Here is a 24,609-nt window from a genome sequence, read left to right as displayed (position 1 = left end):
GGCCGTCATGCCGCCGTGTCGCATCGCCGCCTTTCCCTGGGCACGGACTCTCTTTGATCGCGCGTCCAGAAGATGCCTAGGTCGTGTGGCCTGATGACCAAACTTTTGATCATCGCTACTTAGCCTGATGTAACTATGTGATCACGAAGGGTAGTCACGCTTCCGCCGACCGCCCAGGATCTCGAGAGGGCGTGTCATGGCAGACAGCACCAAGACGAGGTATTTGGTGACGGGTGGCGCCGGGTTCATCGGCTCCTACCTGGTCAACGCTCTGCTGGCCCGTGGTGACTCGGTGGTCGCCCTGGACAACCTGACGACAGGGCGGCTGGCCAACCTCGACGAGGCCAGCAAGGCTCCCGGCTTCCACTTCGTCCATGGATCCGTGCTCGACGAGCTCATGGTCGACGAGCTGGTGCACCAGTGCGACGTCGTCGTGCACATGGCCGCGGCCGTGGGGGTGCGGCTCGTGGTGGAACAGCCACTGAAGTCGCTGACCACCAACATCCGCGGCTCGCAGGTCATGATCGAGGCGGCGCACCGCTACCGCCGCAAGATCCTGATGACCAGCACCAGCGAGATCTACGGGAAGAACTCGCTAGGACCCCTGCACGAGACGGCCGACCGCATTCTCGGCAGTCCTTCGATCGTGCGCTGGGCGTACAGCACGGCCAAGGCGGTCGATGAGATCCTCGCCAACTGCTACCACCGCGAGCGCGGCCTGCCGACGATCGTGGTGCGGCTGTTCAACACCGTCGGCGCCCGGCAGAGCCCGGCGTACGGCATGGTCATCCCCCGGCTGGTGCGGCAGGCGCTGCGGAACGAACCGCTGACGGTCTTCGGCGACGGCCGGCAGACCCGCTGCTTCGCCCACGTGCTGGACGTGGTGGAGGCCCTGCTGCAACTGCTGGACAACGACGCCGCGATCGGGCAGACCTTCAACATCGGCTCGTCCGAGGAGATCAGCATCGGCCGGCTCGCCGAGACGATCATCGCGGCGTGCGGGAGCGGGTCGAAGATCGAGCTCATCCCCTACGACGAGGCCTACGGGGCCGGCTTCGAGGACATGCAGCGAAGAGTCCCCGACACGACGAAGCTGCGCACGCTGACCGGATGGGCGACCCGGCACACACTCGCCGACGTGCTGGAGGACGCCATCAGCGAGGCGCGCATCGAGGCGGCGCCCCGGCCCGACCTGGTCTCCTCGTGAGCGGCGGCGAACGCATCCGGGTGATGCGCGTCCTCACGCGGATGAACGTCGGCGGTCCCGCGCTCCAGGCGAGCGTCCTCATGCGCGGGCTCGACCCGGAGCGGTTCGACCAACGCCTCTACACGGGCCTCGTGGAGCCGGGCGAGGCCGACTATCTCGACCTGCGCGCGGACGATGTCAGAGCGCACCGGATGCCCCGGCTCGGGCGCTCGGTGCGCCCGGCCGACGACGCACGCGCCATCGCGTCGCTGGTCGCCGAGATGCGGAGATTCAGGCCGCACATCGTGCACACCCACATGGCCAAGGCCGGGACGCTCGGGCGTACCGCGGCCGTGCTGGCGCGGGTACCGGCGCGGGTGCACACCTACCACGGTCATCTGCTGTACGGCTACTTCTCTCCCGGCAAGACCCGGCTGGTGGTGACCACCGAGCGGCTGTCCGCCCGGCTGTGCGACCGCCTCGTCGCGGTCGGCACGCGCGTACGCGACGAGCTCGTCGCCGCCGGCGTCGGGAGGCGTGGCCAGTACGTCGTGGTGCCGCCCGGCACCACGCTCGGGCCGCTCCCCGACCGCGCCTCCGCGCGGATGGCGCTCGGGGTGCCCGGAGAGGACCCGGTCGTCGCGTTCGTCGGCCGGCTGACCCGGATCAAACGACCCGACCGCCTGGTGAGCGTCGCGCGTGAGGTTCACCGGCGCGTCCCCGGCGCCCGCTTCGTCATCTGCGGAAGCGGGGACGCGACCGCCGAGGTCGAGGCCGCGGCGGGCGAGCTCCCCCTGCGCATGGTGGGCTGGCGCTCCGACGTCGAGACCGTGTACGCGGCGGCCGATCTCGTGCTGCTCACCTCGGACAACGAGGGCATGCCGATCTCACTGATCGAGGCGGGGCTGGCCGGTGTCCCGGTCGTCGCGACGCGGGTCGGGAGCGTCGGTGAGGTCGTCGAGGACGGCGTCACCGGGCTGCTCGGGCCGTGCGACGCGGGTGAGCTGGCCGACCGCGTGGCGCGGCTGCTCCTCGACGAACCGCTGCGCCGGGAGATGGGGCTGCGGGCACGCGCGCGGACCGCGTGGCGGTTCGGCCCCGACCGCCTCGTCTCCGACGTGGCCGGGATCTACACGTCAATCGCCGAAGAACGGGGCTGGTGGCCCGTTCGAGAGAAAGAGGAAGCCCGATGAGAGTTCTTGTCACCGGGGGTGCCGGGTTCATCGGCGCCAATCTCTGCCGGGAGCTCGCGGCACGGCCGGAGATCGACCGGGTCGTCGCGCTCGACGACCTCAGCACGGGCCGCGCCGAGAACCTCGACGACACCGGCGTCGAGCTGGTGCGGGCGAGCATCCTGGACGCCGACGTCCTCACGCGGCTCGTGGGCGACACCGACGCGGTCGTCCACCTGGCCGCCCGGCCCTCGGTGCCCCGGTCGCTGGCCGATCCGGTGGCCAGTCACGACGTCAACGCCACCGGGACGGTACGCGTCCTCGAGGCCTGCCGTCGCGAGTCGGTCCATCTGGTGGCGGCCTCCTCGTCCTCGGTCTACGGCGATGTGCCGCACCTGCCCAAGCACGAGGACCTGCCGACGCGGCCGCTCAGCCCGTACGGTGCCAGCAAGCTCGCGACCGAGGCGTACACGCTGGCGTACGGGGCGAGCTTCGGCCTGCCCGTGCTGGCGTTCCGTTTCTTCAACGTGTACGGCCCGCTGCAGCCGGCCGGCCACGCGTACGCGGCGGTGATCCCGACGTTCATCGACGCGGCACTGCGCCGCGAGCCGCTCCTCATCCACGGCGACGGGGAACAGACGCGCGACTTCACGTTCGTCGGCACCGTGACCGGCGTGCTCACCGACGCGGTCCTGCGACGCGTGACGAGCGGCGAGCCGGTGAACCTGGCGTTCGGTACCCGTGTGTCGCTCCTGGAGCTCACGCGGCGGCTGGCCGTCGTGCTCGAGGAGCCGGTCGAGGTACGCCACGGCCCGCAGCGCACCGGGGACGTGCGGGACTCACAGGCGGCGGACGAGCGCCTCTGCCGGTTGTTCCCCGCCGCCACGGCGGTTCCGCTGGACGCCGGTCTCGAACGGACGGTGGCCTGGTTCCGCGGGCGGCCCGCGTACGCCGGGAGCGCGGCGACGCTCTGACCTGCCTTTCAGTCCGCTCAAGAACAGGACCCGCGACCGACGCGGGCGATCACGCCGGGGGCACAATGAGTGAGTCACGAAACAACCGGGTCATCGAATGGGACCTTGCCGTCATCGGCCTGGGGTATGTGGGGATGCCACTGGTCCGCGAGGCCGTCCGCTCCGGGATGCGCGTCGCCGGACTCGACGTCGACTCGACCCGGGTGAACCTGCTCAACGCGGGCACCTCCCACGTGGACGACCTCACCGACGGCGACGTCGAGGCGCTTCTCGCGCAGGGGTTCCGCGCGACCACGGACGAGAGTGTCCTGGCCTCCGCCGACACCGTGGTCATCTGTGTTCCCACACCGCTCGACGAGGATCGGCGGCCGGACCTCGGTGCGGTGATCGGTGCCGCCGAGACGGTCGCGCGCCACCTGAGTCCCGACACCCTGGTCGTGCTGGAGTCCACCACCTGGCCCGGCACCACCGAGGAGGTCATGCGCCCGCTGCTGGAGAAGAGCGGCCTGACCGCCGGGACGGACTTTCACCTCGCCTACTCACCCGAGCGCATCGACCCGGGCAACCCGGTCTATGACCTGCGCAACACCCCGAAGATCGTCGGTGGTGTCACCGGCGCGTGCCTCGACCGCGCCATGGGCTTCTACGGGAAGCTGGTGGAACAGGTCGTGCCGGTGCGCGGTACGCGTGAGGCCGAGATGGCCAAGCTGCTGGAGAACACCTACCGGCAGGTCAACATCGCCCTCGTCAACGAGATCGCGGTCCTGTGCGACGAGCTGGCGATCGACGTGTGGGACACCATCTCGGCGGCGGCGACCAAGCCGTTCGGCTATCAGGCGTTCCGGCCCGGCCCCGGCGTGGGCGGGCACTGCATCCCCATCGACCCGAGCTATCTGTCCCATCGCGTCCGGCGGCTCGGACGCCAGTTCCAGTTCGCCGAGCTCGCCCAGCAGGTCAACGACCATATGCCCGCCTACGTGGCGGAGCGTGCCGTCCGCATGCTGCACCGGCACGGACGCTGCGCGAACGGCGCCTCGGTGCTCCTGCTCGGGGTCACCTACAAGCCCGACATCGCGGACGGGCGCGAGTCACCGGCGACGCCGCTGGCACGGCGGCTCCGCGCCGCCGGGGCCGACGTCGGCTACTTCGACCCGCTCATCGAGGACTGGTCGGCCGACGGCGAGGCCGTACGGCGTGTGCACGACCTCGACGAGGCACTCGCCTCGTCCGACCTGGTGATCCTCCTGCAGCCGCACCGCTCGTTCGACCTGTCGCACATCGCCGTGCGCGCCCTGCTGGTGCTGGACACCCGGGGGGTGCTGTCGGCGTCGGAGACCGTCGAGCGGCTCTGACCGTCAGCGCCCGCCGGCCAGCCGCGCCAGCGCGGGCACATGGGCGCGGAGGTAGGCGGCGACCTGGACGCCTCCGGGGTCGTCGTAGTGCGTCGTGTCCGGCCGGAAGTCCACTCCGCGCACCGGAGCGCAGGGCGGGCCGCCGGGGCAGGCGAGGGGTGCGACGTCCACCACGCCGACCTGGTGACGAGCCGCCCACCGGACGTAGAGATCCCGGAGCTTCTCCACGCTGGGCCCCGGCCCGTCCAGCCGGTGCGGTGCGGAGCGTTCGTACCAGAGCGGCAGGATGACGACGACCCGCGCGCCGCCGCGGGTGATGCGCCCGAGGGTGTCGTCCCACTGGGCCATCACCCGTCTCCCCCATTCCGTGGAGCCGGACGGCACCTCCCCCTTCCCGTCGGCTATGGACCACATCTCGGTGATCGAGTGCCACAGGATGATCTTTGGGGAGAACCGGGCGACCACCGCCCGCTGCTTGTCCGTGACGAGCTTCGGGCAGGCGCCGCCACGCAGCGGGGCGATCCGGTCGTGGATCCTGGAGATGAGCTGGAGTGTCCCCACGGGGCAGCCGGACAGCGCGCCGTCCACGATGCGCACACCGCGTGGCCCCAGCTCGCGCGCGAGGTAGTAGGCGTAGTCGCGCGCCACCGAGTCACCGATCACGGCGACGGTCGGGGCGGTGTCCGCCGCCGGTGAGCCGGTCACGACGAAGGGAGCGGCGTCGCCGCCCCGCGGCGTGGGCTTCGGCAGGTTCATGTGATGCGGCGGACTCGGGTCCGCCCGCGCGGCGGAGAGCGGCAGCACGCCGGCGAGCAGGGCCAGCGAGAGCCGGCGAAGGGTGCGTCCGGCCATCACTTTCATCGCCTTTCGTGTTTTCCGTCATCTCCTCGCGGAATAGGCGCCACCTTAGCCGCCCGGCGAGTTCGATCCGCGCACCACACATATGAGGCGATTCCTCGTAGAAGGCGATATTCGCGTGGCGCAGGTCTTTGACGATCTACTGACGCGAAATGGTGCCGCGATTTGCTTGCCAGAATCCGAACTCGCATAAATTGGATGCGCGTAAGTCAGCACCACGGGGGTTCAGGTGGCCATCGGACGTTCTTCCACTCATGCGAAGATCGGCGCCTGCGCGCTCGCCGTCGCCCTGGCGCTGGGCGGTTGTTCCCGGCGAGCCGGGGAGCCGACACGACCGGCCGGCGCGCCCGTGCCCGTCGGCGCGGCGTCACTGTCACCGGAGGTCCGCGGGCTGACGCTGCTCGTGGTGGGTGACTCCTGGGCCAGGAATCTCGGCGTCGGCGCCGCGGACGCGGACCGCGACCGGCGCAACGTCGTGGTGAACGCGGGCGAGCCCGGCTGCGGCCTGATGCAGCCGGTACGTATCCGCAGGCAGGGCAGGATGATCGCGGCGCCCGCCGAGTGCAACCGGTGGCCCTCGCGCTGGCACGACCTGGTGACCAGGTACCGGCCGACTGCGGCGCTGCTCGAGGTGGGCTACTGGGACGGCCAGGACTCCCAGCAGCTTCCCGGGCAGAAAGACGTCAGCTCCATCACCGCGCCGGGCTTCCGGCACAGGTTCGACACGCAGATCGACCGGGCGATCGGCATTCTCAGTGCCGGCGGCGCCACGGTCTACCTGCCGACGGTCATCGACAACGACGAAACGAGCCGGGCCAACTCCGATGCCATGAACGCCGCGATCCACGCCGCGGTGACGCGGAACCCGCACGCCTCATTGCTAGATCTCCACGGCCAGCTGTGCACCGCGGCAAAAGTCTGTCCGCGTAAAGCCGCGGGTATTCAGGTCTATGACGACACGGGGCATCCATCGGGCGCCGCACACGATCGGCTCGGCAGCTGGATTCTCAACTTCATTCACGCCGACCTGTCCAATCGGGGAAAGAACGGCGGCTCGTCCTGAACAGAAAGGTATTTCCATGACCATTCGCACCGCGGCTCTCACACTCGCGGGCGCCGGTGTCCTCGCGTCCGTGCTCACTCCCGTCGCCGGCGCCCACGCCGACAACTGGCGCTTCGTCCGGGTCTACCGGGCGCTCAGCGCGTGCCAGACCGCCGGCCACGGCCTGGTCTCACGCCGCCAGGCGCGCGAGTACCGCTGCGAGAACGACTATGACAAGGCCGGCGTCCCCGTCCTCGACCTCTACGCGCGCTGACGCGCCCGCGGCGCGGCGCTGGCAGGCCTGAGTGATCGAATCGACCAAGGTGGGCGGCGCCCCGCCACACAGTCGCGCGCGCCACGACAAGGGGCGGATCGGCGCCGTCGAGGGGCTGCGCGCGGTCGCCGTGGCCGGGGTGATCGCCTTTCACTTCGGCCTCGGTGTGCCCGGCGGGTTCCTCGGCGTCGATCTGTTCTTCGTCATCTCCGGCTACGTCATCACCCGGCTCCTGCTGATCGAGTGGCACCGGACCGGGTCGATCGACTGGCTGAGGTTCTGGGCCCACCGGGCGCGGCGCCTGCTGCCGGCCGTCCTCGCCGTACTCATCGTGGTGCAGCTGTGGCTGCGGGCGGGCGCCCCTCCCGAGCTGCGGGCCACCACCGACGACCAGACGGTCGCGGCGCTGGCGTACGTCTCGAACTGGTACGCGATCGCCAAGGACGTGAGCTACTGGGGCGCGCTCACGGACAGCGCGCCGCTGACCCATCTGTGGTCACTCGCGGTGGAGGAACAGTTCTACCTGGTTTGGCCGCTGCTGCTCATCGGCGTACTGACGCTCACCCGTTCCCGGCGCGTCCTGGCGGCGGTGGCCGGCGTGGGCGCGGTGGCCTCGTACGGCGCGGCCGGCTCGCTGTTCGCGTCCGAGGGCGTCGACCGCGCCTACCTCGGCACCGACGCGAGGAGCGGGGCGCTGCTGCTGGGCGTCCTGTGCGCGCTGGCCCTCACCCGCCCCGCGCCCGGCCCGGACGGCTCCTGGGACCGGCCGCCGCCACGCCGCCTGCTCACGAGGTCCGTGTTCCTGCCGGCCGTGGCGGCTCTGGCCGTGCTCTGGTCCGTCGCCGGCATCAAGAGTCCCTGGCTCTACGAGGGCGGCCTCGTCGTCGCCGGCGTCTCGGCCGCGGTGGTCATCGCCTACGTGGTCACGATGCCCGGCAGCCGGGCGGCGCGGCTGCTCGGATCCTGGCCGATGGTCCGGATCGGCCGGCTGAGCTACTCCCTCTACCTGTGGCACTGGCCCGTGCACATCTACGCGATCCACACGGCGCACGCCGGACGCCCTCTCGTGGTGGCGGCCGAGCTGGCGGCGACACTCGTACTGGCCACGCTGTCGTTCACTCTGATCGAGAAGCCGACGAAGAAGATCGTCCGCCCGGTCGCACTGGCCTCACCGCTACTCGCCTGCGCGGCCCTCGTCTTCTGCAGCGCGGTCCTCGCCCAGCCCAAGCCTCCTCCGGAACAGGAGACCGGTGTCGTCGTGCACGGCCATCCCTAGAGGGGGTGCCGGCCGCGGCGTGGTCTCGTCGCCCAGGACGGGAGCCAGGCCGTCTCGGGGAGCGGTGTCAGGCCGCCGAAGTGGTCGATGATCGCCCGGAGTCCTGGGTGCGGGTTCGTCCTGGGGAAGATGAGCGAGAGCGGGTACGCGAGCGTCGGATTCACGATCGGGATGCGGCGCAGGTCGTAATTCGCCGGCCAGATGTACCGGTCGCGCGCACCTACGAGAGTGGCCACGTCCGCGGAGTCCGCGAGAGTGTCGAGGAGTACCTCGTTGCCGAAGTTCGGGCCCGCGGCGTCGACGCGGAGGTCGAAGTCGGTCGCGAGCTGATCGTAGAAATCCGCCCATTCGCTTCGCGGCGCGATTCCCGGCACCCAGATCCGGTGGCCACGCAGCCGGGGTGGTGTCAGTGTTCGTGCGGAGGCGAGCGGGTGTCCCGGGCCGACGAGGAGTTCCAGCGGGGAGTCGAACGCGTGGATCATTCGCACGTCGCGCGGCAGCGTGGCCGGGTCGGTGACCGTACGGAACGAGGCGTCGATGTCGCCCGCCTGGACGGCGGCGACCGCCACTTGCGGGTCGTCGACCCTGAGGACCACCACGTCGAGGTCGACGCCGGGGTGTGACCGCCAATAGTCGTGCAGGACGACGGCCTGCGCGGATCGCAGCCCGAGAACGTCGATCCGAAGGGCACGCGAGCCCGGTCTGATCGCGGTGATGGCGCGATCGGCACCCGTGACGATGTCCCGGGCGTGCGGGAGGAAGGCCTGGCCGTCGAGTGTCAGCTCGACCCCCCGTGCGGTGCGGGTGAACAACCGGACGTCGAGTTGGCGCTCAAGCGTCGCGATCCGCTTCGACACGGCCTGCTGCGTCACGCCGAGCTCGTCGGCCGCGTGCCGCAGCTGCCCGAGCTCGGCCGCGCGGACGAAGGATCGCACCGCCTCGGTATCCATCGATGCAGCCTACGAGTGCCCAACCGATCGTTGTGGCTCGCCCGGGAGCCGGTTGTTTGATCCCGCGATGCTGTGGCTGATGCGATTCGGGGACCCGAACATCGGTTGTCGCGAGGGAGTCGCATGCGCGTGCGGTTGGGGCGTGATTTCGGCCGGCTGTGGTCGGCCTACGCCGTCAGTACATACGGGACGTGGATCGCCTTCGGGGCGTTCCCGCTGATCGCGGTCCGGGTGCTGAACGCGCCGGCGTTCGCCGTCTCGCTGCTGGAGGCGGCCGGGCTCGCCGTCGCGGCGATCGTCGCCTTCCCGCTCGGGCCGTGGGTCGAGCACCGGGCCAAGCGCCCGGTGATGGTCGCGATGGACCTGATCAGGTTCGTCGCGATGGCGAGTGTTCCGGTCGCGTACGTCCTCGGCGTGCTGTCCTACGGCCAGTTGCTGGTCGTCTCGGTCATCTCCGGGACCGCGAGCATCGCCTTCACCGCCGCATCGGGCGCGTACCTGAAACATCTCGTCCGTGGCGACCACCTTCTTGTCGCGAGCGGAAGGTTCGAGGGCACGAGCTGGGTGGCGACCGCGGCGGGTCCGCCCCTCGGTGGCGCGCTCATCGGGTTGCTCGGCCCGGTCATCACGGTCATGGCCGACGCCCTCAGCTACCTGCTGTCCGCGCTCGGGGTCCTGCGCATCCGCGGAGGCGACGTCGCGACACCCCGCGACCGGGCCACCGGGTTGCGCGCGGCCGACCTTCTCGCCGGCTGGCGGTTCATCCTCCGCGACCGCGCGCTACGGCGCCTGTTCCTCAACTCGATCCTGGTCAGCGGCCTGATCATGGCCACCGCCCCGCTCCTGTCCGTCCTCCTGCTGGGCCGGTACCACTTCCCGGCCTGGCAGTACGGTCTGGCCTTCGGCATCCCGGCGCTCGGCGGCTTCGCAGGCGCCCGCCTCTCCGCACGCCTCGTGACCCGCTACGGCCGGCACCGGGTCATGATCGTCTTCGGCCGGCTGCGATCGCTCTTCCCGCTCGGTCTCGCGTTCATCCGTCCCGGCGTCTCCGGACTCCTCACCGTGATCATCGTCGAGGGCCTACTGATCACCTGCATGGGCGTGTTCAACCCGATCTACGCGACAGAACGCCTGCGGCGGACTCCCGCGGATCACGCCGCCCAGGTCCTCAGCACCTGGAGTGTCAGCAGCAAACTCCTCCAGGCCGCCCTGATGGTGATCTGGGGCGTCCTCGCCACGCTCACCGGTCCGCTCACCGCGATCACCATGTCCGGCGTTCTCCTGCTCGCCACCCCGCTCCTGCTGCCCCGACGGACGCACCTGTCCGGCCCCGAGTGCAGGGGCGTTGCGCCCGGTGGTGGCCCGGATCCCGGCGTACACGACGTGACCTGCGTCGGCGAGCGCGCGGCCGGTCAGCGCCCCGAACCCGCTGGAGGCGCCGGTCACGATGATGGTCTTCGGCATGGCTGGACTCCCGGGATCCGATCAGATGAAGCTGATGACGCTGCGGCCGTGTGAGGCCCCGGCGTCCATGGCCTCCAGGGTGGCCTGGGCATCGTCCAGGCCGATGGTGGTGACCTGGGGAATGATGTCGTGGACGGCCGAGAACGCGAGCGTGTCCCGCAGGTCGTGCGGCGAGCCGGACGGTGAGGCCATCACCCGCAGCCGGTTCAGCACCATCGGCTGGGTCGGCAGCTCGAGCGGCTCCCCGCTGTACCCGCAGAGCAGCAACGTCCCGTCCGGTGCCAGACCGCCCAGGGTGGCGGCGGCCGCCGATGTCGACGGCGCCGCGTTCAGCACGAGGTTCGCCCCGCCGTCCCATGCCTTCAGGGCGGGGGCGGGGTCGGTGTCCTCGGTGGCGACGAACAGCTCGGCCCCCAGGGCCTTGGCGTTCTCCTCGCCCCGGCGTGAACGGCCGACCACGGCGACGCGCGCGCCCAGCGCCACCGCGTAGCGGATCGCAAGGGCGCCGATGCCGCCGGCGCCGATCACCGCCACCCGCGATCCCGCCACGGCCCCGCCCAGCCGGAGCCCGTTGAACGCGGTGAGCCCGGCGCACATCAACGGCGCCGCGGTGACCGGATCCAGGCTCGCCGGGAGCGGGGTGACGAAACCGGCCTTGAACACTGCGTACTCCGCATAGCCGCCGTCGACCACAACGCCGGTGATGCGCTTTTTCGGGCACAGGATCTGCTCGCCGCGTACGCAGTAGTCACAGTGCCCACACGAGTCGTACAGGAACTGGCCGCCCACCGCCGTACCCACCGCCGGCCAGGACACCCCCTCCCCCAGCGCCTCGACCACGCCCGTGACCTCGTGTCCCGGGATGACCGGAAAGCGGGCGAAGGGGTAGTGGCCGTGCAGCAGGTTCAGGTCCGAGAAGCACACGCCGCAGGCGGTCACCCGTACCAGCAGCTCACCGGGGCCCGGCTCGGGCACGTCCCGCTCGGTCAGCGACAGTGGGGCGTCGACTCCGGTGGCGACGGCAACACGCATGAAGAACTCCAGAGAATCGTCAGGTATCCACGTGGCCGCCGATGACCCTCCCCAGGATCGAAGCGACGGCCCGGCGGCGTGGCCGTCCGTGGTCGAGTCTTCCGCCTTCGCGGGCACGGTGTCCAAGGCCTCTTCCGGCATGATCGATACGCTTGGAGCATTGATCGGCCGTACGAGGCAAGGGGGGACGCCACGTGGAGCCGGACCTGGACCTCCGCAGGCTGCGCTACTTCGTCGCCGTGGCCGAACGGCTCCATTTCGGACAGGCCGCCGCGGCGCTGCACATCACCCAGCCCGCGCTCTCCCGTCAGATCCAGCAGCTCGAACACGACGTCGGCGTCGAGCTGTTCGCGCGTACGAGCCGGGAGGTGACGCTCACTCCGGGCGGCGAACAGCTCCTGCGCGACGGCCTGCGGCTGCTGGCCACCGCGCACGGTGCCCTGGAGCGCACGCGTCACGCCACCGGGATGCGGACGCTCACCGTCGGATTCATGCTCGGCGTGAACGTCGATCCCGCCCTGCGGCTCTTCCGCGAGCGTCACCCGGAGGTCGACCTCCAGCTCCAGCGCCTGCGCTGGTGGAACCAGGCCGAGACGCTGCTCGACGGACGCGTCGACGTCGGGTTCGTTCGCTTTCCCGTGGCCTCGCAGGGGCTCGGCCTGCTGCCGCTGTACACCGAGCCGCTGACCGTCGCGTTGCCGTCGAGCCACCCGCTGGCCGGCCGCCCGTCCGTCCGCCTCGCCGACATCGCCGGCGAACGCGTGCTCCGCTACGCCGACGCCCCACCCGCGTGGAACGCCTTCTGGAGCATGGACCCGCGCCCGGACGGCACCCAGCCCCGGCACGGGCCCGCCGTACGCGACATGGAGGAGATCGTGGAGTACGTCCGCGCGGGAAGCGGCGTGGCGTTCCTCCCGGGCCCGATCGCCGCCGCGTTTCCCCGGCCCGACGTCGCGTACGTCCCGATCACCGGCGTCCAGGCGGGCCAGATCGTGCTGGCCTGGGAGGCGGCGCGGGACTCCTCCCTCATCGAAGCCTTCGCCGAGGCCGCCCAGCAGGCGACCCGCCCCGAGCCGCTCTGACCGCCCGGCGAGGGTCACTGCGGCCGGCGTAGTCCCGCGATGAGGAGCTGGGCCAGCCGGCGCGCGTCGTAGCGGGGACTGTTGCCCGCGCCCGCACAGAGGCCCCCGACGCCGCGCATGAGCTCGTAGGCGTCCGGGCCGGAGCGGATCTCGCCGGAGCCGGCCGCGGCGTCGAGCAGCTGGGCGCAGACGGGCTCGAGCCGCTCGAGGAAATAGGAGTGCAGGGGGTCGAAGCAGGGATCATCGGACTGCAGCACGGCGGCGAGCCCCTGCTTGGTGACGAGGAAATCGACGAAGAGGTCGATCCACCGCCCCAGTGCGGCGTGCGGAGTCGCGCCGGCCGCCAGGAACGCGGGACCGGCCTGCGCGAGGGCTTCGACCTGGTGCCGGTAGACCGCGATGATGAGGTCCGCTCGCGTCGGGAAGTGACGGTAGATCGTGGCCGTCCCGACGCCGGCCCTGGCCGCGATGTCGCGGATCGGCGCTTCCACACCGGACGTGACGAAGATCGCGGCGGCCGCGTTGAGAAGGGTCTCCTTGTTGCGTCGAGCGTCCGCCCGCTTGGGCCTGACCCCGCGCCCCGCGTCCTCGTTCACCGCGTCCTTCTCTCGCTGCCCGCGCTTGCTAAACGGGACACTGTCCCATATCGTCCAAAACCGGGACGATGTCCCGTTTTCTTCATGATGCCAGATCAGGAACCCGGCGACCACGCCACGCCCAGCCGGCTTCACGAAGCGATACATCGATGCGAAACGCGCGGACGGAGCGAGAACCATGTCGACATATCTGCTAGTCCACGGTGCCTGGCACAGCGGTCGGTGCTGGGAGCGAGTGGTCCCGTCGCTCACGTCGGCCGGACATCGGGTGCTCACGCCGTCACTGACCGGCTACGGCGACAAGGCGCATCTGCTCGGCCCCGAGGTGGGGCTGGACACGCACGTGGACGACATCGTCAGGCTGATCATCGAGGAGGACCTCACCGAGGTGATCCTTGTGGGACACAGCTACTCCGGGCTGGTCATCTCGTCCGCGGCCAACCAGGTCCCGCACCGGATCGCACATCTGGTCTACCTCGACGCGATGGTCCCGGAGGACGGCGAGACCGCGGCCGACGTCCTGCCCGTGACCCAGACCCTGATCGATCTCGCCGTGAAGTCCGACAGTGGCTGGCGGGTTCCGCCGCTCCCCGAGGCACCACCACCCTCGGGCCTGTTCGGGGTCACCGACCCGGCGGACGTCGCCTGGCTGCGCACGATGCTGTCGGATCAGCCGGTGCTCTGCCTCCAGCAACCGGTCCGGCTGGACGACCCGGCCGTGGACGCGATCCCACGGACGCACATCCACTGCACCGTCGGCAAGCCGGACGGCTTCGCCCGGCGGCCCGTCCCCGCGGTACAGCCCAACGGCACGCCGGCACAGGTACGGGAGCTCGCGACCGGCCACGACTGCATGATCACCATGCCGGTCGCGCTCGCCGAGCTCCTGCTCGAGCTGGGCTGAACCGTTCACGCGGCGCCGGCCGCATCGGGGACCCATCCGGACGAACCACGCGTGGCCCTGACTCGGTAAGCCGCGCCCGGTCGTGACCTTGACAGACCGGTCATGAAATCGGACGATCACACAGACATCGGATCTATCTCCGTGTCGAGACGTCCGTTCGGCCTCCGGAAGGCCGGTGGGTGCGGAGGTGATCGGATGTCCTTTCCTGGGCGAGCAGGAGGTCCCATGCGAGGACGCGCAGGCCGGTTCGTGCTGGCCGTCGGCGTGATCGGCGCTCTGATGGTCCCGGCGACGGCGGCACCCGCCGCACCCGTACGGCAGAGGGCCGGCTCCGATCCCGTCCCGGTGTCGCTGGGCGGCCTCCTCGACAACGACGGCATCGGCGAGAGTCCCGGCCAGGCCGACTTCGACGGCAGCACGTACTCGTTCCCGGCGGACCAGGTGCCCGCCGCGGGCACGGTGACGCTGGGCGGTGTTCCGTACGACTTCCCGCCCACCGCCGGCGACGACAACGTCGTGGCGCTGGGGCAGGACGTCACCGTCGCGCAGGGTCACTACCTCGGCGCCTACCTGCTCGGCGCGTCGAGCTACGGACCGGCCGGGGGTACCGCCACGGTGCACTACGCCGACGGCGGCACGAGCCAGGCGCCGGTCAGCGCGCCGGACTGGTATTCCGGTGGCACCGGAGTCATCAACGCGTCCCACCGGTTCAGCCCGACGGAGACGGACGCCCATCCGGTCTCGATCTTCCCGATCTTCCTGTCGATGGACCCGGCGCGTGAGGCGACCTCGGTCACCCTGCCGAGCACCGCCAAGCCGGTCGCGGGCACGCCGAGCATGCACGTCTTCGCACTGTCCCTCCAGCCCGCCGTGCAGGGCTATGCCGTACGGGTCGGCGACGCCGCGTCGACCACCAAGACCATGCCGGCGCCCGGCGGACAGCAGGTACAGGTCGTCCAGGCGACCGTGCAGAACCTCGGTGACCAGTGGCTGCGGCCCGGCCACACCGCGACGGTCACCGTGGAGGCCGCGGGCGTGCGCACCGTCGCCCCCGCGACGCTCGACTGGCTGGCGCCGGGCGACGCGCAGCGGGTCGAGATCGGGATCGAGGCGTCGAGCCCGGCACCGCCCGGTACGCCGGTGGCCGGAAAGGTCATCGCACGCGTCGGCGATGACACCTCGGCCGGTCAGGACCTCACCCTGCACGTCGGCATCCCGCCGTACGAGGCCACCGACGCGTCGCTGGGACAGCACCAGGCACCTGACTGGTTCGACAACGCCAAGTTCGGCATCTTCATCCACTGGGGCCTCTACTCCGTGCCCGCCTGGGCACCGGTCGGCCAGGAGTACGCCGAGTGGTACTGGCAGCACATGAACGACCCGAACGACCCGACCTACGCCCACCACGCGCAGACGTACGGCGAGGAGACGGACTACGACTCCTTCATCCCGCAGTTCACCGCGGCCAAGTTCGACCCGGAGGCGTGGGTGCGGCTGTTCCAGGACGCCGGGGCGAAGTACTTCGTGCTGACCGCGAAGCACCACGAGGGGTTCTCGCTGTTCGACACGGCGGTGACCGACCGCGACTCGGTCGCGATGGGCCCGCACCGCGACCTGGTCGACGCGCTGTTCAAGGCCGACCGCGAGTACACGCCGGACGTGCACCCGGGGCTCTACTACTCGCTGCCCGAGTGGTACAACCCAGCCGATCCCTGGATGGGCCACGGCCCGCAGAACCCCTACACCGGGCAGCCGGTCCCCTACATCGGATACAAGCCGGTGGGCGACTACGTCACCGACTACCAGGCCCCGCAGATGGAGGAGCTGATCCACCAGTACAGCCCCGACGTCATGTGGTGTGACATCGGTACGCCCGCCGCGCCCCGTTCGGTGTTCGCCGACTTCCTCAACCACGCGGCCCAGCAGGGCGACCAGGTGACCTACGACGACCGGTGCGGCATCCCGACGCATGACTACACCACGCCCGAGTACGCGAAATACGGCGACACCGTCGTGGCGAAGTGGGAGGCCAGCCGCGGGCTCGACCCCCGCTCCTACGGCTACAACGCGGCCACTCCGGACGACGCGTACATGACCGCCGAGGAGGCCGTGCAGGACCTCGTGGACATCGTGAGCAAGAACGGCAACTTCCTGCTCGACATCGGCCCCCGCGCCGACGGCACGATCCCCGAGGTGATGCAGGACCGGCTGCGCCGGATCGGCGCGTGGCTCAAGGTCAACGGTGAGTCCGTCTACAACACGAGCTACTGGTCACGGCAGGCGTCCGCGGGCGATGACATCCGGTTCACCGTCGCGCAGAACAAGGCGTTCTACATCACCTCGCTGAAGCGGCCCGGCGACCAGGTCGTCGTGAACGCACCCGTGCCGATCCAGGCGGGCCAGCAGATCAGCCTGCTCGGATACGACGGCGAGCCGCTGCACTGGACCATGGAGGACGGCACGTTGAAGATCGATGTCCCGGCCGCGGCCCAGAGTTCCGGTCAGTACGCATGGGTGTTCAAGGTGAAATGGTCATAGCAGCCGACCTTTCGGGCGTCGTCCCCTATCTTTGATCATCGACAGGCCGGATGACATATCAGGGGGAGGCGTCATGTCCGAGGACGAGCGGGTCCCCCCAGACGTCGACGTGACCGTGCCCAGCATCGCCCGGGTCTATGACTACATGCTCGGCGGCAAGGACAACTTCGCCATCGACCGGCAGGTCGCCGAGATGACGCTGAAGATCGTCCCTGAGGCCCCGATCACGTCCCGTGCCAACAGGGACTTCCTCCAGCGCGTCGTCCGCCATCTGACCGAAGAGATGGGCATCCGGCAGTTTCTCGACTTCGGCTCCGGTCTGCCCACCCAGGGAAACGTGCACGAGATCGCCCAGCGGATCGCCCCGGAGACGCACGTGGTCTACGTCGACAGCGACCCGATCGTTCTCACACACGGCCGTGCGCTGCTCGCCCGTGACGGGACCACCGCGATCGTGGAGGCCGACATCCGCCGGCCGGAGGCGATCCTGAACCACCCCGAGGTCCGGCAGCTCATCGACTTCGAACGGCCCGTCGGGCTGCTGTTCTTCGCGATCCTGCACCACCTCAACGACCACGAGGATCCCGCGGGCATCGTCGAACGCGTCGCCGGCGCGGCCTCCGCGGGGAGCCACGTGGCGATCACCCACTTCCACAACCCGGGCGCGGAGCATCCCGAGGTCGCCGAGCAGGCCGCCGCGAGCGAGAAGCTCTTCAACGAACGCTTCGGCACCGGGCGATGGCGGACGCGCGAGGAGATCCTCCGGTACTTCGAGGGCCTCGAACTCCTCGAACCGGGGCTGGTGCCGTTGCCACTCTGGCGCCCGTACCCGGAGGGCGATCAGCAGATCGGCTCCACCGCCGGTGGTCTGGTCCCGATCCACCGCGCCCTCGTAGGCGGGGTCGCCCGCAAGGCCTGAGCCGACGCTCTCGCCTGGCGAGGGGTTCTGTTGTCGGGCAGCAATTGCCCCGGTATCGTGGCACTCTCGGTAGCAGACTGGCGGGCTTTCCGCTCGGGGTGCGGGAGCGTGCAGGCGGTTGCGGGGTCAGGGAGCGGACGTGGCATGGGGTGATGCGCCCTCCTCAGGGGCGAGTCACGTTGCCGTTCCTTCTCACTCAGGCGTGGCGTCGCGCCGTGTCCTGATCAGAGCCAGGTGCTCCCCCCGCGCCCACGACGATGAAAGGCCTGGTGGCAGTGCGGACTGTTGATCGATCCCTCTTGCCGCTGGTGGGTCAGGACGCACTCGAGATCCTGTTGATCGAGGACGACCTGGGGGACGCGCTCCTCGTCCAGGAGTTCCTCGACGACGGGGAGCTCGACGCGCGCATGATCGTGGCACGCAGCTTCGGGGAGGCGCGGCAGCTGCTGGCCGCCGACGCGACCGCCTTCCAGTGCGTGCTGGTGGACCTGTCGCTGCCGGACGCGGACGGCCTGGACATGTTGCGTGAGGTGCTCGGCCTGGCGCCGCGCGCCGCCGTACTCGTCCTGACCGGGCTCAACGACGCCCAGGTCGGGGTGTCCGCGGTCGCCGCCGGCGCAGAGGACTACCTGGTCAAACAGGAGGTCGACGCGCCGCTGCTGGCCCGCGCGGTCCGGTACGCGATCGAACGCAAGCGGGCCGACGAGTCCGAGCGCGAGCTGGCCGAGGCGCGCATCCTGAGCCGGGAGAACACCCGCCTGGCGCGGGGTCTGCTCCCCGTGCCGCAGTTGCAGGACACGACGCTGCGCCATCACAGCCGGTACCGCCCGGGCCGGCGGCGCGCGCTCCTCGGCGGCGACTTCTACGACACGATCGAGACCGCCGACGGTGCGGTCCACCTGATGATCGGCGATGTGAGCGGGCACGGCCCCGACGAGGCGTCACTCGGGGTCCGGTTGCGCATGGCGTGGCGCACTCTGGTGCTCGCGGGTCTCACGGGTGGCGAGTTGCTCGACACGCTGGACCGGGTCCTGACGCTGGAGCGGTGGACCGAGGAGATCTTCACGACCCTGTGCATGATCACCATCCATCCGGATCGGCGGCGCGCGACGATGTACCGCGCCGGGCATCCACGCCCCCTGCTGTTCAACGGCTCCGGCGTGGAGGCGCTGCCGGAGGATCCGTGCGGCCCCGCCCTCGGGCTGTTCGCCGACGCCGAATGGCCGGTCGCCGTGATCGAGCTCCAGAGCCCGTGGGCGCTGATGCTCTACACCGACGGCCTGATCGAGGGCCGGATCGGTGACGGCTCACGGCGGCTCGACACCGAGGGGCTGGTGGACCTCACCCGCCGGGCTCTCCGCCAGGGCATGACCGGGCACGATCTGATCGACACGCTGGTCACCGACGCCGAAGACCTCAACGGCGGCGTGCTCACCGACGACATGGCCATCCTGCTGCTGAGCGGAGGACACGAGTGACGACGACCGGCGAGAGCCTGGACGCGCCCGCGCCCGAGGTGCGCATCGTCGGGCCGCCCATCATGGTCCCGCGCACGGACGCGGACGATAGAGGCCGGCTGGGCCGCGTACGGATCGGGCAGTGGTTCAGCCTCGGCGGCCTGATCGTGGCGATCCTGCTGATCTCTTCTCTGGCGGTGGCCGGAGTCGCGATCTACCGCCAGTCCATGATCCGCGACACCGTCACCGAACGCATCGTCCCCGCGGCGCTCCTGCAACCCCAGCTGAGCGGCGCCATCGGCCAGCAGGACACGGCGATCCGCGCGTACGCGGCCTCCGGGGACCCGGCCTCGCTCGCCACCTACCGCCAGAAGATCGCCGAACAGGCCCGTACCTCGGCCACCATGCGGCGCCTCCTCGGTGGTGTGCCCGGCGCCGACCGCTCGCGCGCGGACGTCGCGGCGCTGGACGCGGCGGCGGCGGCCTGGCGTACGAAGTACGCCGATCCGCTGGCGGCGACGGTACGCCAGGGCACGAAGAGCTCCTCCCCCGACTTCGGCGAGCAGCCGTTCGCCGAGATCCGCAGTACCAACGCGGCGCTGCAGAAGGACCAGACCGCGCTGTACGGCAGGTTCGCGGCCCGGCTGAAGGCCAGGGCCACCGACGTCTACTGGTCCCTGGCCATCGCGGTCCTGATCACGGTCCTGTCCGCGCTCGGACTCGCGTGGCTGATCCGCCGGGCGGTGCTCCGCCCGCTGTCGGCCCTGGAGAGCAGCGTCGGGGCGGTGGCCCACGGCGACTTCGCCCATCCCCTCGACGTGCACGGATCGGTGGAGTTCGTCGAGCTCGCGAGCATCGTCGACGGCATGCGGCAGCGCATCATGGAGGAGTGGCGTTTCACCTCCGAGGCACGCCGCCGGCTGGACGACCAGGCCACCGAGCTGCGCCGGTCCAACGCCGAGCTGGAGCAGTTCGCGTACGTCGCCAGCCACGACCTGCAGGAGCCCCTGCGCAAGGTGGCAAGCTTCTGCCAGATGCTCGAGCGCAAGTACAGCGACAAGCTGGACGACCGTGGCCGCCAGTACATCGACTTCGCCGTCGACGGCGCCAAGCGGATGCAGGTGCTCATCAACGACCTGCTGAACTTCTCCCGCGTCGGGCGCCTGGAGCGACGCGAGCAGACGGTCAACATGCAGGCATGCCTGGACCGTGCCCTGTACAGCGTGTCCCAGCTGCGCGAGGAGACCGGGGCGGAGGTGACCGCGGACGAGCTGCCGGCGCTGCCCGGTGACCAGACCCAGTACACCCAGCTCCTGCAGAACCTCATCGGCAACGCCCTGAAGTTCCACGGCGAGGAGCCACCGCGGGTGCACATCGGCGCCCGCCGGGACGGCGAGATGTGGGAGTTCTCCTGTTCCGACAACGGGATCGGGATCGACGCCAAGTACGGCGACCGGATCTTCCTCATCTTCCAGCGCCTGCATCCTCAGGACGTCTACACCGGGACCGGGATCGGCCTGGCGATGTGCAAGAAGATCGTCGAGCACCACGGCGGCCGGATCTGGCTCGACGTCTCCGAGCCCGCCGATCCGGAGCACCCGGGTACGACCATCCGCTGGACCCTTCCCGCTGGAGATGACGATGACTGACCGCTCGCAATCCATCGAGGTGCTCCTCGTGGAGGACGACCCGGGCGATGTGCTCCTGACGAAAGAGGCGTTCGCCGACAACAAGGTCAAGAACAACCTCAACATCGTCAGCGACGGCGAGGAGGCCGCGGCCTACCTCCGCAGGCAGGGCGTGTACGCCAACGCCGCCCGGCCCGACCTGATCCTCCTCGACCTCAACCTCCCGCGCAAAGACGGCCGCGAGGTGCTCAGGGACATCAAGGCCGACCCGGAGCTGCGCTCCATCCCGGTCGTGGTCCTGACGACGTCGGAGGCGGACGAGGACATCCTCAACAGCTACGCCCTGCACGCCAACGCGTACGTCACCAAGCCGGTGGACTTCGACAGCTTCATCCGGATAGTGCGCCAGATCGACGACTTCTTCGTGACCGTGGTGAAACTGCCCCGCTAGGGCCCCTGCTTTGCCGCCGGGGCCGGAGTTAGCCTGGTCGGCATGCAGGAGATCACCGCCACCACGCAGGGCAAGATCCGCGGGCTGCCCGTCGACGGGGTCATGGCGTTCCTCGGCATCCCGTACGCCGACGCGCCGACCGGACCCGCCCTGTTCCGCGCGCCGGCACCGGCGCCGGCCTGGGACGGCGTACGTGACGCGGTCACGCTCGGCCCGACCGTGCCGAGGCCGCCCTACCCGCGACCGTTCAACGAGCTGCTGACGGACCCGAACATCGCGGGTGGCGAATGTCTCAACGTGAACGTCTGGACGCCCGATCCGGGCGCCCGCGGTCTGCCGGTCATGGTCTGGATCCACGGCGGTGCGTTCGTCTACGGGTCGAACGCGGTCCCCACCTGCGACGGACGGGCGTTCGCCAGGGACGGGGTCGTCCTGGTCAGCGTCAACTACCGGCTGGGCGCCCCCGGGTTCGCGCTGCTGCCCGGCGCCCCGGCCAACCTCGGCGTCCGTGACCAGCTGGCCGCGCTGGCGTGGGTGCAGGACAACATCGCCGCGTTCGGCGGCGACCCGGGCAATGTGACGATCTTCGGCGAGTCGGCCGGCGCGATGAGTGTGACCACATTGGTGGCGGTCGCCGCAGGCGGCGGCCTGTTCGGCAAGGCGATCGCGCAGAGCGGCGCCGGCCACATCGCCGTCACCAGGGACGACGCGGCACGCGTCACCGCGGAGCTGGCGGCGCGGCTCGGCGTCGAACCGACCGCGGAGGCGTTCGCCGCGGTGGACGTGGACCGGCTGATCGAGGCACAGCGGTCGATCTCCGAGGACACGACCACGAACCCGGACCCCGCCGTGTGGGGTCAGTCCGTCGTGGACTCCGGTATGGCCTTCCCGCCCGTTCTGGACGGCGAGCTGCTCACCGCCCGGCCGATCGACATGATCAGCGCGGGTACCGGCCACGACATCCCCATGCTGGTCGGCACCACCACCGACGAGTACCGGCTGTTCATCGCGTCGACGGACTACCTCGACGCGATCACACCGGAGCTGGCCCGCGGCGTGCTGGCCCTCCACGGCTACGATGCCGCGATCGCGGACACCTACAGGGGCAACCGCCCGGACGCGTCGGCCGGTGACGTCCTCGCCGCCATGACCACCGACTGGTTCTTCCGCGTCCCGGCGATCCGGCTGGCCGAGGCACGCGCGGACGCGCCGAGCCCCACCTACGCCTACGAGTTCGCCTGGCCGACGCCGGTGGGCCGGCTGGGCGCCTGCCACGCGCTGGAGATCGCTTTCGTCTTCGACACGCTTGAAACGCCGGGCACGGACCTGCTGACCGGCCCGAATGCCCCGCAGACGCTCGCGGACGACATGCACGCCCGCTGGGTGGCCTTCGCCGAGAACGGCGACCCGGGCTGGCCGGCTTACGCCCCGGAGACCCGCGCCGTGATGACGTTCGACGGCGACGACGCCCGCGTGGTGCACGATCCGCGGGCCGACGAACGCCGTCTCTGGGACGGGCTCGTCTGAGCGGTGCTTCCGGGCCCCCGACGGGGGCCCGGCTCGGCTACCGGCTCAGGGGTAGGCGACCACGTTGCTCGGTCCCTGGTAGGCCGGCGTCACCGGGTCACCGACCCCATTGATCACGTGGTCGATCGTCCCCGCCTTGTTGAGTGACACGGTGAGCAGGTCGTGCATCCGCACCCCCGGCGCCGCCGGTACCTCGAAGGCGTTCGTCGCGTGCAGGCTCGGGTCGACGTTGGTGTAGATGTAGCTGCCCAGGCCCCATGCCGCGTGCGTACGCACGCGGTCTGCGACCTTGTAGGCGGCCCAGCCGTCCACTCCGTGGTGCTGCCAGGCCGTCTGGTCGGGCGCGTCGTAGGGCAGCTCGTTCTGGAAGAACACCGTCCGGCCGCGCTCGCCGTTCCACACAAGGTTGTACTTCTGGTAGTGCTCGACGAACAGACCGGTCGCGGTCACGTCGTCGCCGTTCACGACGACGCCGGTGCCGGCCGTGTTCCGCGTCCACCCCACTCCGGTGCCGTGGTCGGCGCGCCACGCCCAGATGTCATCGAGGATCGTGTGGTCGCTGTTGACCTGGAGGCTGGTCGCCGCCTTGCCCAGGTGCGGGCCGCCGACGCGGAAGAAGACGTCCTGCAGAGCGGTCGGGTCGGTCGCGCGCGACCCGCGCCTGGCGTGCGGCGTGCCCACCCGCAGCAGCGCCGGGGACTCGACCGGCCCGGCGTCAATGGTCAGCCCGGCGATGTCGACGCCCGGTACGTCGGCGACGGTCAGGGCGACGGCGCCGTGCTGCGCCGTCAGCGTCGGCAGGCCCAGTCCCAGCACCACGGTGCCGGCGCGCTTGACCGCGATGCTGCGCGCGACGTCGTAGACGCCCGGGGTGAACAGCAGGTCGCGCCCCTGCGCGAGCGCCGAGTTGATCTTCGCGATGGAGTCCGAGGGGTGCGCGACGAAGAAGTCGCGCAGCGGCAACGAGCGGCCCGGGGTCCTACCGGTCTGCCACGTGGTGCCCTTGGAATCCCGCGCGGCGCTCGGAACGAAGACGTTGTACGCGCCCGAGCCGTCGAGGTAGAGGTAGGGCCTCTCCTTCGATACCGGAGTGGTCGCCAGCGTCGTGTACGGCGGGCTGGGGAACGACTGCGCCGGCGCGCCCGTCACTCCGGAGAAGACCTGGTTCCAGACGCCGTTGCTCCAGCCTCCGATACTGCTGTCGCGCGTGTAGAACTGCTGCTGCGACCCGTTGGTGATCGATGCCGCGACCGCGGAGTCGGCGATGAATCCGCCGCTGGCGTACTGCGGCCCGGCGGTGCAGTAGTCCATCAGCGTGGTGTTCCCGGTGATATTCACCCGGCGCAGCGGCGCCGCCTGCGACACCGCCCAGAACTCCGTGTCCGCGCGGCACCCGGACCCACCGGCCGGGTTGATGGTCAGGTTCGACAGCGAGCGCCAGAAGTTGACCAGCGCGATGCAGTTGTCCGGCGCCAGGCAGCGGTTGAAGACGTCGACCGAACCGTTGATCGTCACGTCACCCGGCGACCGGCCGAGGCCGGCGACCTCGGTGTAGTAGCCGACCTGGAACTTCAGCGGATCGGCCGCGGACCCGTACACGCCCGGCTTGAACAGCAGCGCGTAGCGCTGGGTGCCCATCTCGTTGTCGGCCTGCTGCCGGCCGACCGCGTCCACGGCCGCCTGGATGTCCGCCTGCGGCATGCCGGGGTCGAAGACGAGCACGTTAGGGCCCAGGCCCGGGACGGCCACAGACGGTGCCGCGGCGGCGGCCCCGCCGGGGAGCACGGCGGCCAGGAGAACGATGACCAGGGCGGCGGCGCCCATCACCCGGCGGGACAGGAGTCCGGGGCGGCGATGCCCCGTATCGGTCGTGCGGCCTCGCGCCGCGCGGGTGTGCATCGCGAATCTGCCTGCCTCTGCTCTCGGC

21 protein-coding genes are annotated in these 24,609 nt (G+C 70.4%); 16 read left to right on the top strand and 5 right to left on the bottom strand.

The features are described 5' to 3' along the window. Positions 1-196 precede the first annotated feature (196 nt). The 4 genes from FB559_RS23665 (at position 197) to FB559_RS23650 (ending at position 4,684) form a co-directional block, all read left to right on the top strand. Positions 197-1,207, top strand: a complete 1,011-nt coding sequence (locus tag FB559_RS23665; RefSeq protein WP_141957741.1) for an NAD-dependent epimerase/dehydratase family protein — start codon at positions 197-199, stop codon at positions 1,205-1,207. Then, a complete protein-coding gene (locus FB559_RS23660; protein WP_246121977.1) occupies positions 1,204-2,379 on the top strand; it encodes a glycosyltransferase in 1,176 nt (391 codons plus the stop codon). The genes FB559_RS23665 and FB559_RS23660 overlap by 4 nt, the downstream gene beginning before the upstream one ends. Then, positions 2,376-3,332, top strand: coding sequence for an NAD-dependent epimerase/dehydratase family protein (locus FB559_RS23655; RefSeq protein WP_141957736.1), 957 nt, complete (start codon positions 2,376-2,378; stop codon positions 3,330-3,332). Before FB559_RS23660 ends, FB559_RS23655 begins: the two co-directional genes overlap by 4 nt. A 65-nt stretch (positions 3,333-3,397) precedes the next feature. Beyond that, entirely contained in the window at positions 3,398-4,684 is a 1,287-nt protein-coding gene (locus FB559_RS23650) for a nucleotide sugar dehydrogenase (RefSeq protein ID WP_141957734.1), read from the top strand. A gap of 3 nt (positions 4,685-4,687) precedes the next feature. On the opposite strand, the gene FB559_RS23645 is transcribed toward FB559_RS23650, so the two are convergent. After that, entirely contained in the window at positions 4,688-5,536 is an 849-nt protein-coding gene (locus FB559_RS23645; RefSeq protein WP_141957732.1) for an SGNH hydrolase domain-containing protein, read from the bottom strand. A 235-nt stretch (positions 5,537-5,771) separates the two neighbouring features. On the opposite strand from FB559_RS23645, the gene FB559_RS23640 reads away from it, so the two are divergent. Genes FB559_RS23640 through FB559_RS23630 form a run of 3 tightly spaced genes read left to right on the top strand, consistent with a single transcriptional unit; the run spans position 5,772 to position 8,134 of the window. Then, entirely contained in the window at positions 5,772-6,605 is an 834-nt protein-coding gene (locus FB559_RS23640) for a DUF459 domain-containing protein (RefSeq protein WP_141957729.1), read from the top strand. A 16-nt stretch (positions 6,606-6,621) separates the two neighbouring features. Then, positions 6,622-6,858 (top strand): hypothetical protein, encoded by a 237-nt coding sequence (locus tag FB559_RS23635; RefSeq protein WP_141957727.1) that lies wholly within the window; start codon positions 6,622-6,624, stop codon positions 6,856-6,858. Positions 6,859-6,889: 31 nt separating this feature from the next. Next, a complete protein-coding gene (locus FB559_RS23630; RefSeq protein ID WP_141957725.1) occupies positions 6,890-8,134 on the top strand; it encodes an acyltransferase family protein in 1,245 nt (414 codons plus the stop codon). On the opposite strand, the gene FB559_RS23625 is transcribed toward FB559_RS23630, so the two are convergent. After that, entirely contained in the window at positions 8,131-9,084 is a 954-nt protein-coding gene (locus FB559_RS23625) for a LysR family transcriptional regulator (protein ID WP_141957723.1), read from the bottom strand. The genes FB559_RS23630 and FB559_RS23625 overlap by 4 nt on opposite strands. Before the next feature lie 123 nt (positions 9,085-9,207). Between FB559_RS23625 and FB559_RS23620 the strand changes: the two genes are divergently transcribed. After that, the gene (locus FB559_RS23620) at positions 9,208-10,602 is read left to right on the top strand and encodes an MFS transporter (protein ID WP_221640145.1); all 1,395 of its coding nucleotides are present in this window, start codon (positions 9,208-9,210) and stop codon (positions 10,600-10,602) included. Here the strand turns inward: FB559_RS23620 and FB559_RS23610 are convergent. Beyond that, entirely contained in the window at positions 10,570-11,580 is a 1,011-nt protein-coding gene (locus FB559_RS23610) for an alcohol dehydrogenase catalytic domain-containing protein (RefSeq protein ID WP_141957721.1), read from the bottom strand. The two genes, FB559_RS23620 and FB559_RS23610, sit on opposite strands and share 33 nt — an antisense overlap. A gap of 194 nt (positions 11,581-11,774) precedes the next feature. Here FB559_RS23610 and FB559_RS23605 point away from each other — a divergent pair, with 194 nt between their 5' ends. After that, positions 11,775-12,662: a LysR family transcriptional regulator gene (locus FB559_RS23605; RefSeq protein WP_141957719.1), complete on the top strand. Its 888-nt coding sequence runs from the start codon at positions 11,775-11,777 to the stop codon at positions 12,660-12,662. Between the two features lie 14 nt (positions 12,663-12,676). Here FB559_RS23605 and FB559_RS23600 read toward each other — a convergent pair whose 3' ends face one another. Then, positions 12,677-13,258, bottom strand: coding sequence for a TetR/AcrR family transcriptional regulator (locus tag FB559_RS23600; protein ID WP_246121975.1), 582 nt, complete (start codon positions 13,256-13,258; stop codon positions 12,677-12,679). A gap of 178 nt (positions 13,259-13,436) precedes the next feature. Between FB559_RS23600 and FB559_RS23595 the strand changes: the two genes are divergently transcribed. The 7 genes from FB559_RS23595 to FB559_RS23565 all read left to right on the top strand — a co-directional run bounded on the left by FB559_RS23595 (position 13,437) and on the right by FB559_RS23565 (position 22,682). Continuing rightward, positions 13,437-14,162, top strand: coding sequence for an alpha/beta hydrolase (locus tag FB559_RS23595; RefSeq protein ID WP_141957715.1), 726 nt, complete (start codon positions 13,437-13,439; stop codon positions 14,160-14,162). 225 nt (positions 14,163-14,387) lie between these two features. Next, complete coding sequence (locus FB559_RS23590; RefSeq protein WP_141957713.1) at positions 14,388-16,700, top strand: alpha-L-fucosidase; 2,313 nt, start codon at positions 14,388-14,390, stop codon at positions 16,698-16,700. Between the two features lie 73 nt (positions 16,701-16,773). After that, positions 16,774-17,619, top strand: coding sequence for an SAM-dependent methyltransferase (locus FB559_RS23585; RefSeq protein WP_141957711.1), 846 nt, complete (start codon positions 16,774-16,776; stop codon positions 17,617-17,619). 308 nt (positions 17,620-17,927) lie between these two features. Then, on the top strand, positions 17,928-19,097 hold the full coding sequence (locus FB559_RS23580) for a PP2C family protein-serine/threonine phosphatase (RefSeq protein WP_246121974.1): 1,170 nt from the start codon (positions 17,928-17,930) through the stop codon (positions 19,095-19,097). After that, positions 19,094-20,725: a sensor histidine kinase gene (locus tag FB559_RS23575; protein WP_246121972.1), complete on the top strand. Its 1,632-nt coding sequence runs from the start codon at positions 19,094-19,096 to the stop codon at positions 20,723-20,725. Before FB559_RS23580 ends, FB559_RS23575 begins: the two co-directional genes overlap by 4 nt. Continuing rightward, positions 20,718-21,155 (top strand): response regulator, encoded by a 438-nt coding sequence (locus FB559_RS23570; protein ID WP_141957707.1) that lies wholly within the window; start codon positions 20,718-20,720, stop codon positions 21,153-21,155. Before FB559_RS23575 ends, FB559_RS23570 begins: the two co-directional genes overlap by 8 nt. A 42-nt stretch (positions 21,156-21,197) precedes the next feature. Further along, positions 21,198-22,682: a carboxylesterase/lipase family protein gene (locus tag FB559_RS23565; protein ID WP_141957705.1), complete on the top strand. Its 1,485-nt coding sequence runs from the start codon at positions 21,198-21,200 to the stop codon at positions 22,680-22,682. Positions 22,683-22,727: 45 nt separating this feature from the next. Here FB559_RS23565 and FB559_RS23560 read toward each other — a convergent pair whose 3' ends face one another. Continuing rightward, entirely contained in the window at positions 22,728-24,581 is a 1,854-nt protein-coding gene (locus tag FB559_RS23560) for an adenylyl cyclase (protein WP_221640144.1), read from the bottom strand. Positions 24,582-24,609: the final 28 nt, after the last annotated feature.

The sequence above is a fragment of the Actinoallomurus bryophytorum genome (assembly GCF_006716425.1).
Classification (GTDB): Bacteria; Actinomycetota; Actinomycetes; order Streptosporangiales; family Streptosporangiaceae; genus Actinoallomurus; species Actinoallomurus bryophytorum.
This window is presented reverse-complemented; position numbering and strand designations above follow the sequence as displayed.

What these genes read in the sequence shown, in the direction of transcription:
- FB559_RS23665 (WP_141957741.1), top strand. Translation starts at nt 197, where the DNA reads ATGGCAGACAGCACCAAGACGAGGTATTTGGTGACGGGTGGCGCCGGG.
- FB559_RS23655 (WP_141957736.1), top strand. Translation starts at nt 2,376, where the DNA reads ATGAGAGTTCTTGTCACCGGGGGTGCCGGGTTCATCGGCGCCAATCTC.
- FB559_RS23650 (WP_141957734.1), top strand. Translation starts at nt 3,398, where the DNA reads ATGAGTGAGTCACGAAACAACCGGGTCATCGAATGGGACCTTGCCGTC.
- FB559_RS23645 (WP_141957732.1), bottom strand. Translation starts at nt 5,536, where the DNA reads ATGGCCGGACGCACCCTTCGCCGGCTCTCGCTGGCCCTGCTCGCCGGC.
- FB559_RS23635 (WP_141957727.1), top strand. Translation starts at nt 6,622, where the DNA reads ATGACCATTCGCACCGCGGCTCTCACACTCGCGGGCGCCGGTGTCCTC.
- FB559_RS23625 (WP_141957723.1), bottom strand. Translation starts at nt 9,084, where the DNA reads ATGGATACCGAGGCGGTGCGATCCTTCGTCCGCGCGGCCGAGCTCGGG.
- FB559_RS23620 (WP_221640145.1), top strand. Translation starts at nt 9,208, where the DNA reads ATGCGCGTGCGGTTGGGGCGTGATTTCGGCCGGCTGTGGTCGGCCTAC.
- FB559_RS23610 (WP_141957721.1), bottom strand. Translation starts at nt 11,580, where the DNA reads ATGCGTGTTGCCGTCGCCACCGGAGTCGACGCCCCACTGTCGCTGACC.
- FB559_RS23595 (WP_141957715.1), top strand. Translation starts at nt 13,437, where the DNA reads ATGTCGACATATCTGCTAGTCCACGGTGCCTGGCACAGCGGTCGGTGC.
- FB559_RS23590 (WP_141957713.1), top strand. Translation starts at nt 14,388, where the DNA reads ATGCGAGGACGCGCAGGCCGGTTCGTGCTGGCCGTCGGCGTGATCGGC.
- FB559_RS23585 (WP_141957711.1), top strand. Translation starts at nt 16,774, where the DNA reads ATGTCCGAGGACGAGCGGGTCCCCCCAGACGTCGACGTGACCGTGCCC.
- FB559_RS23570 (WP_141957707.1), top strand. Translation starts at nt 20,718, where the DNA reads ATGACTGACCGCTCGCAATCCATCGAGGTGCTCCTCGTGGAGGACGAC.
- FB559_RS23565 (WP_141957705.1), top strand. Translation starts at nt 21,198, where the DNA reads ATGCAGGAGATCACCGCCACCACGCAGGGCAAGATCCGCGGGCTGCCC.
- FB559_RS23560 (WP_221640144.1), bottom strand. Translation starts at nt 24,581, where the DNA reads ATGCACACCCGCGCGGCGCGAGGCCGCACGACCGATACGGGGCATCGC.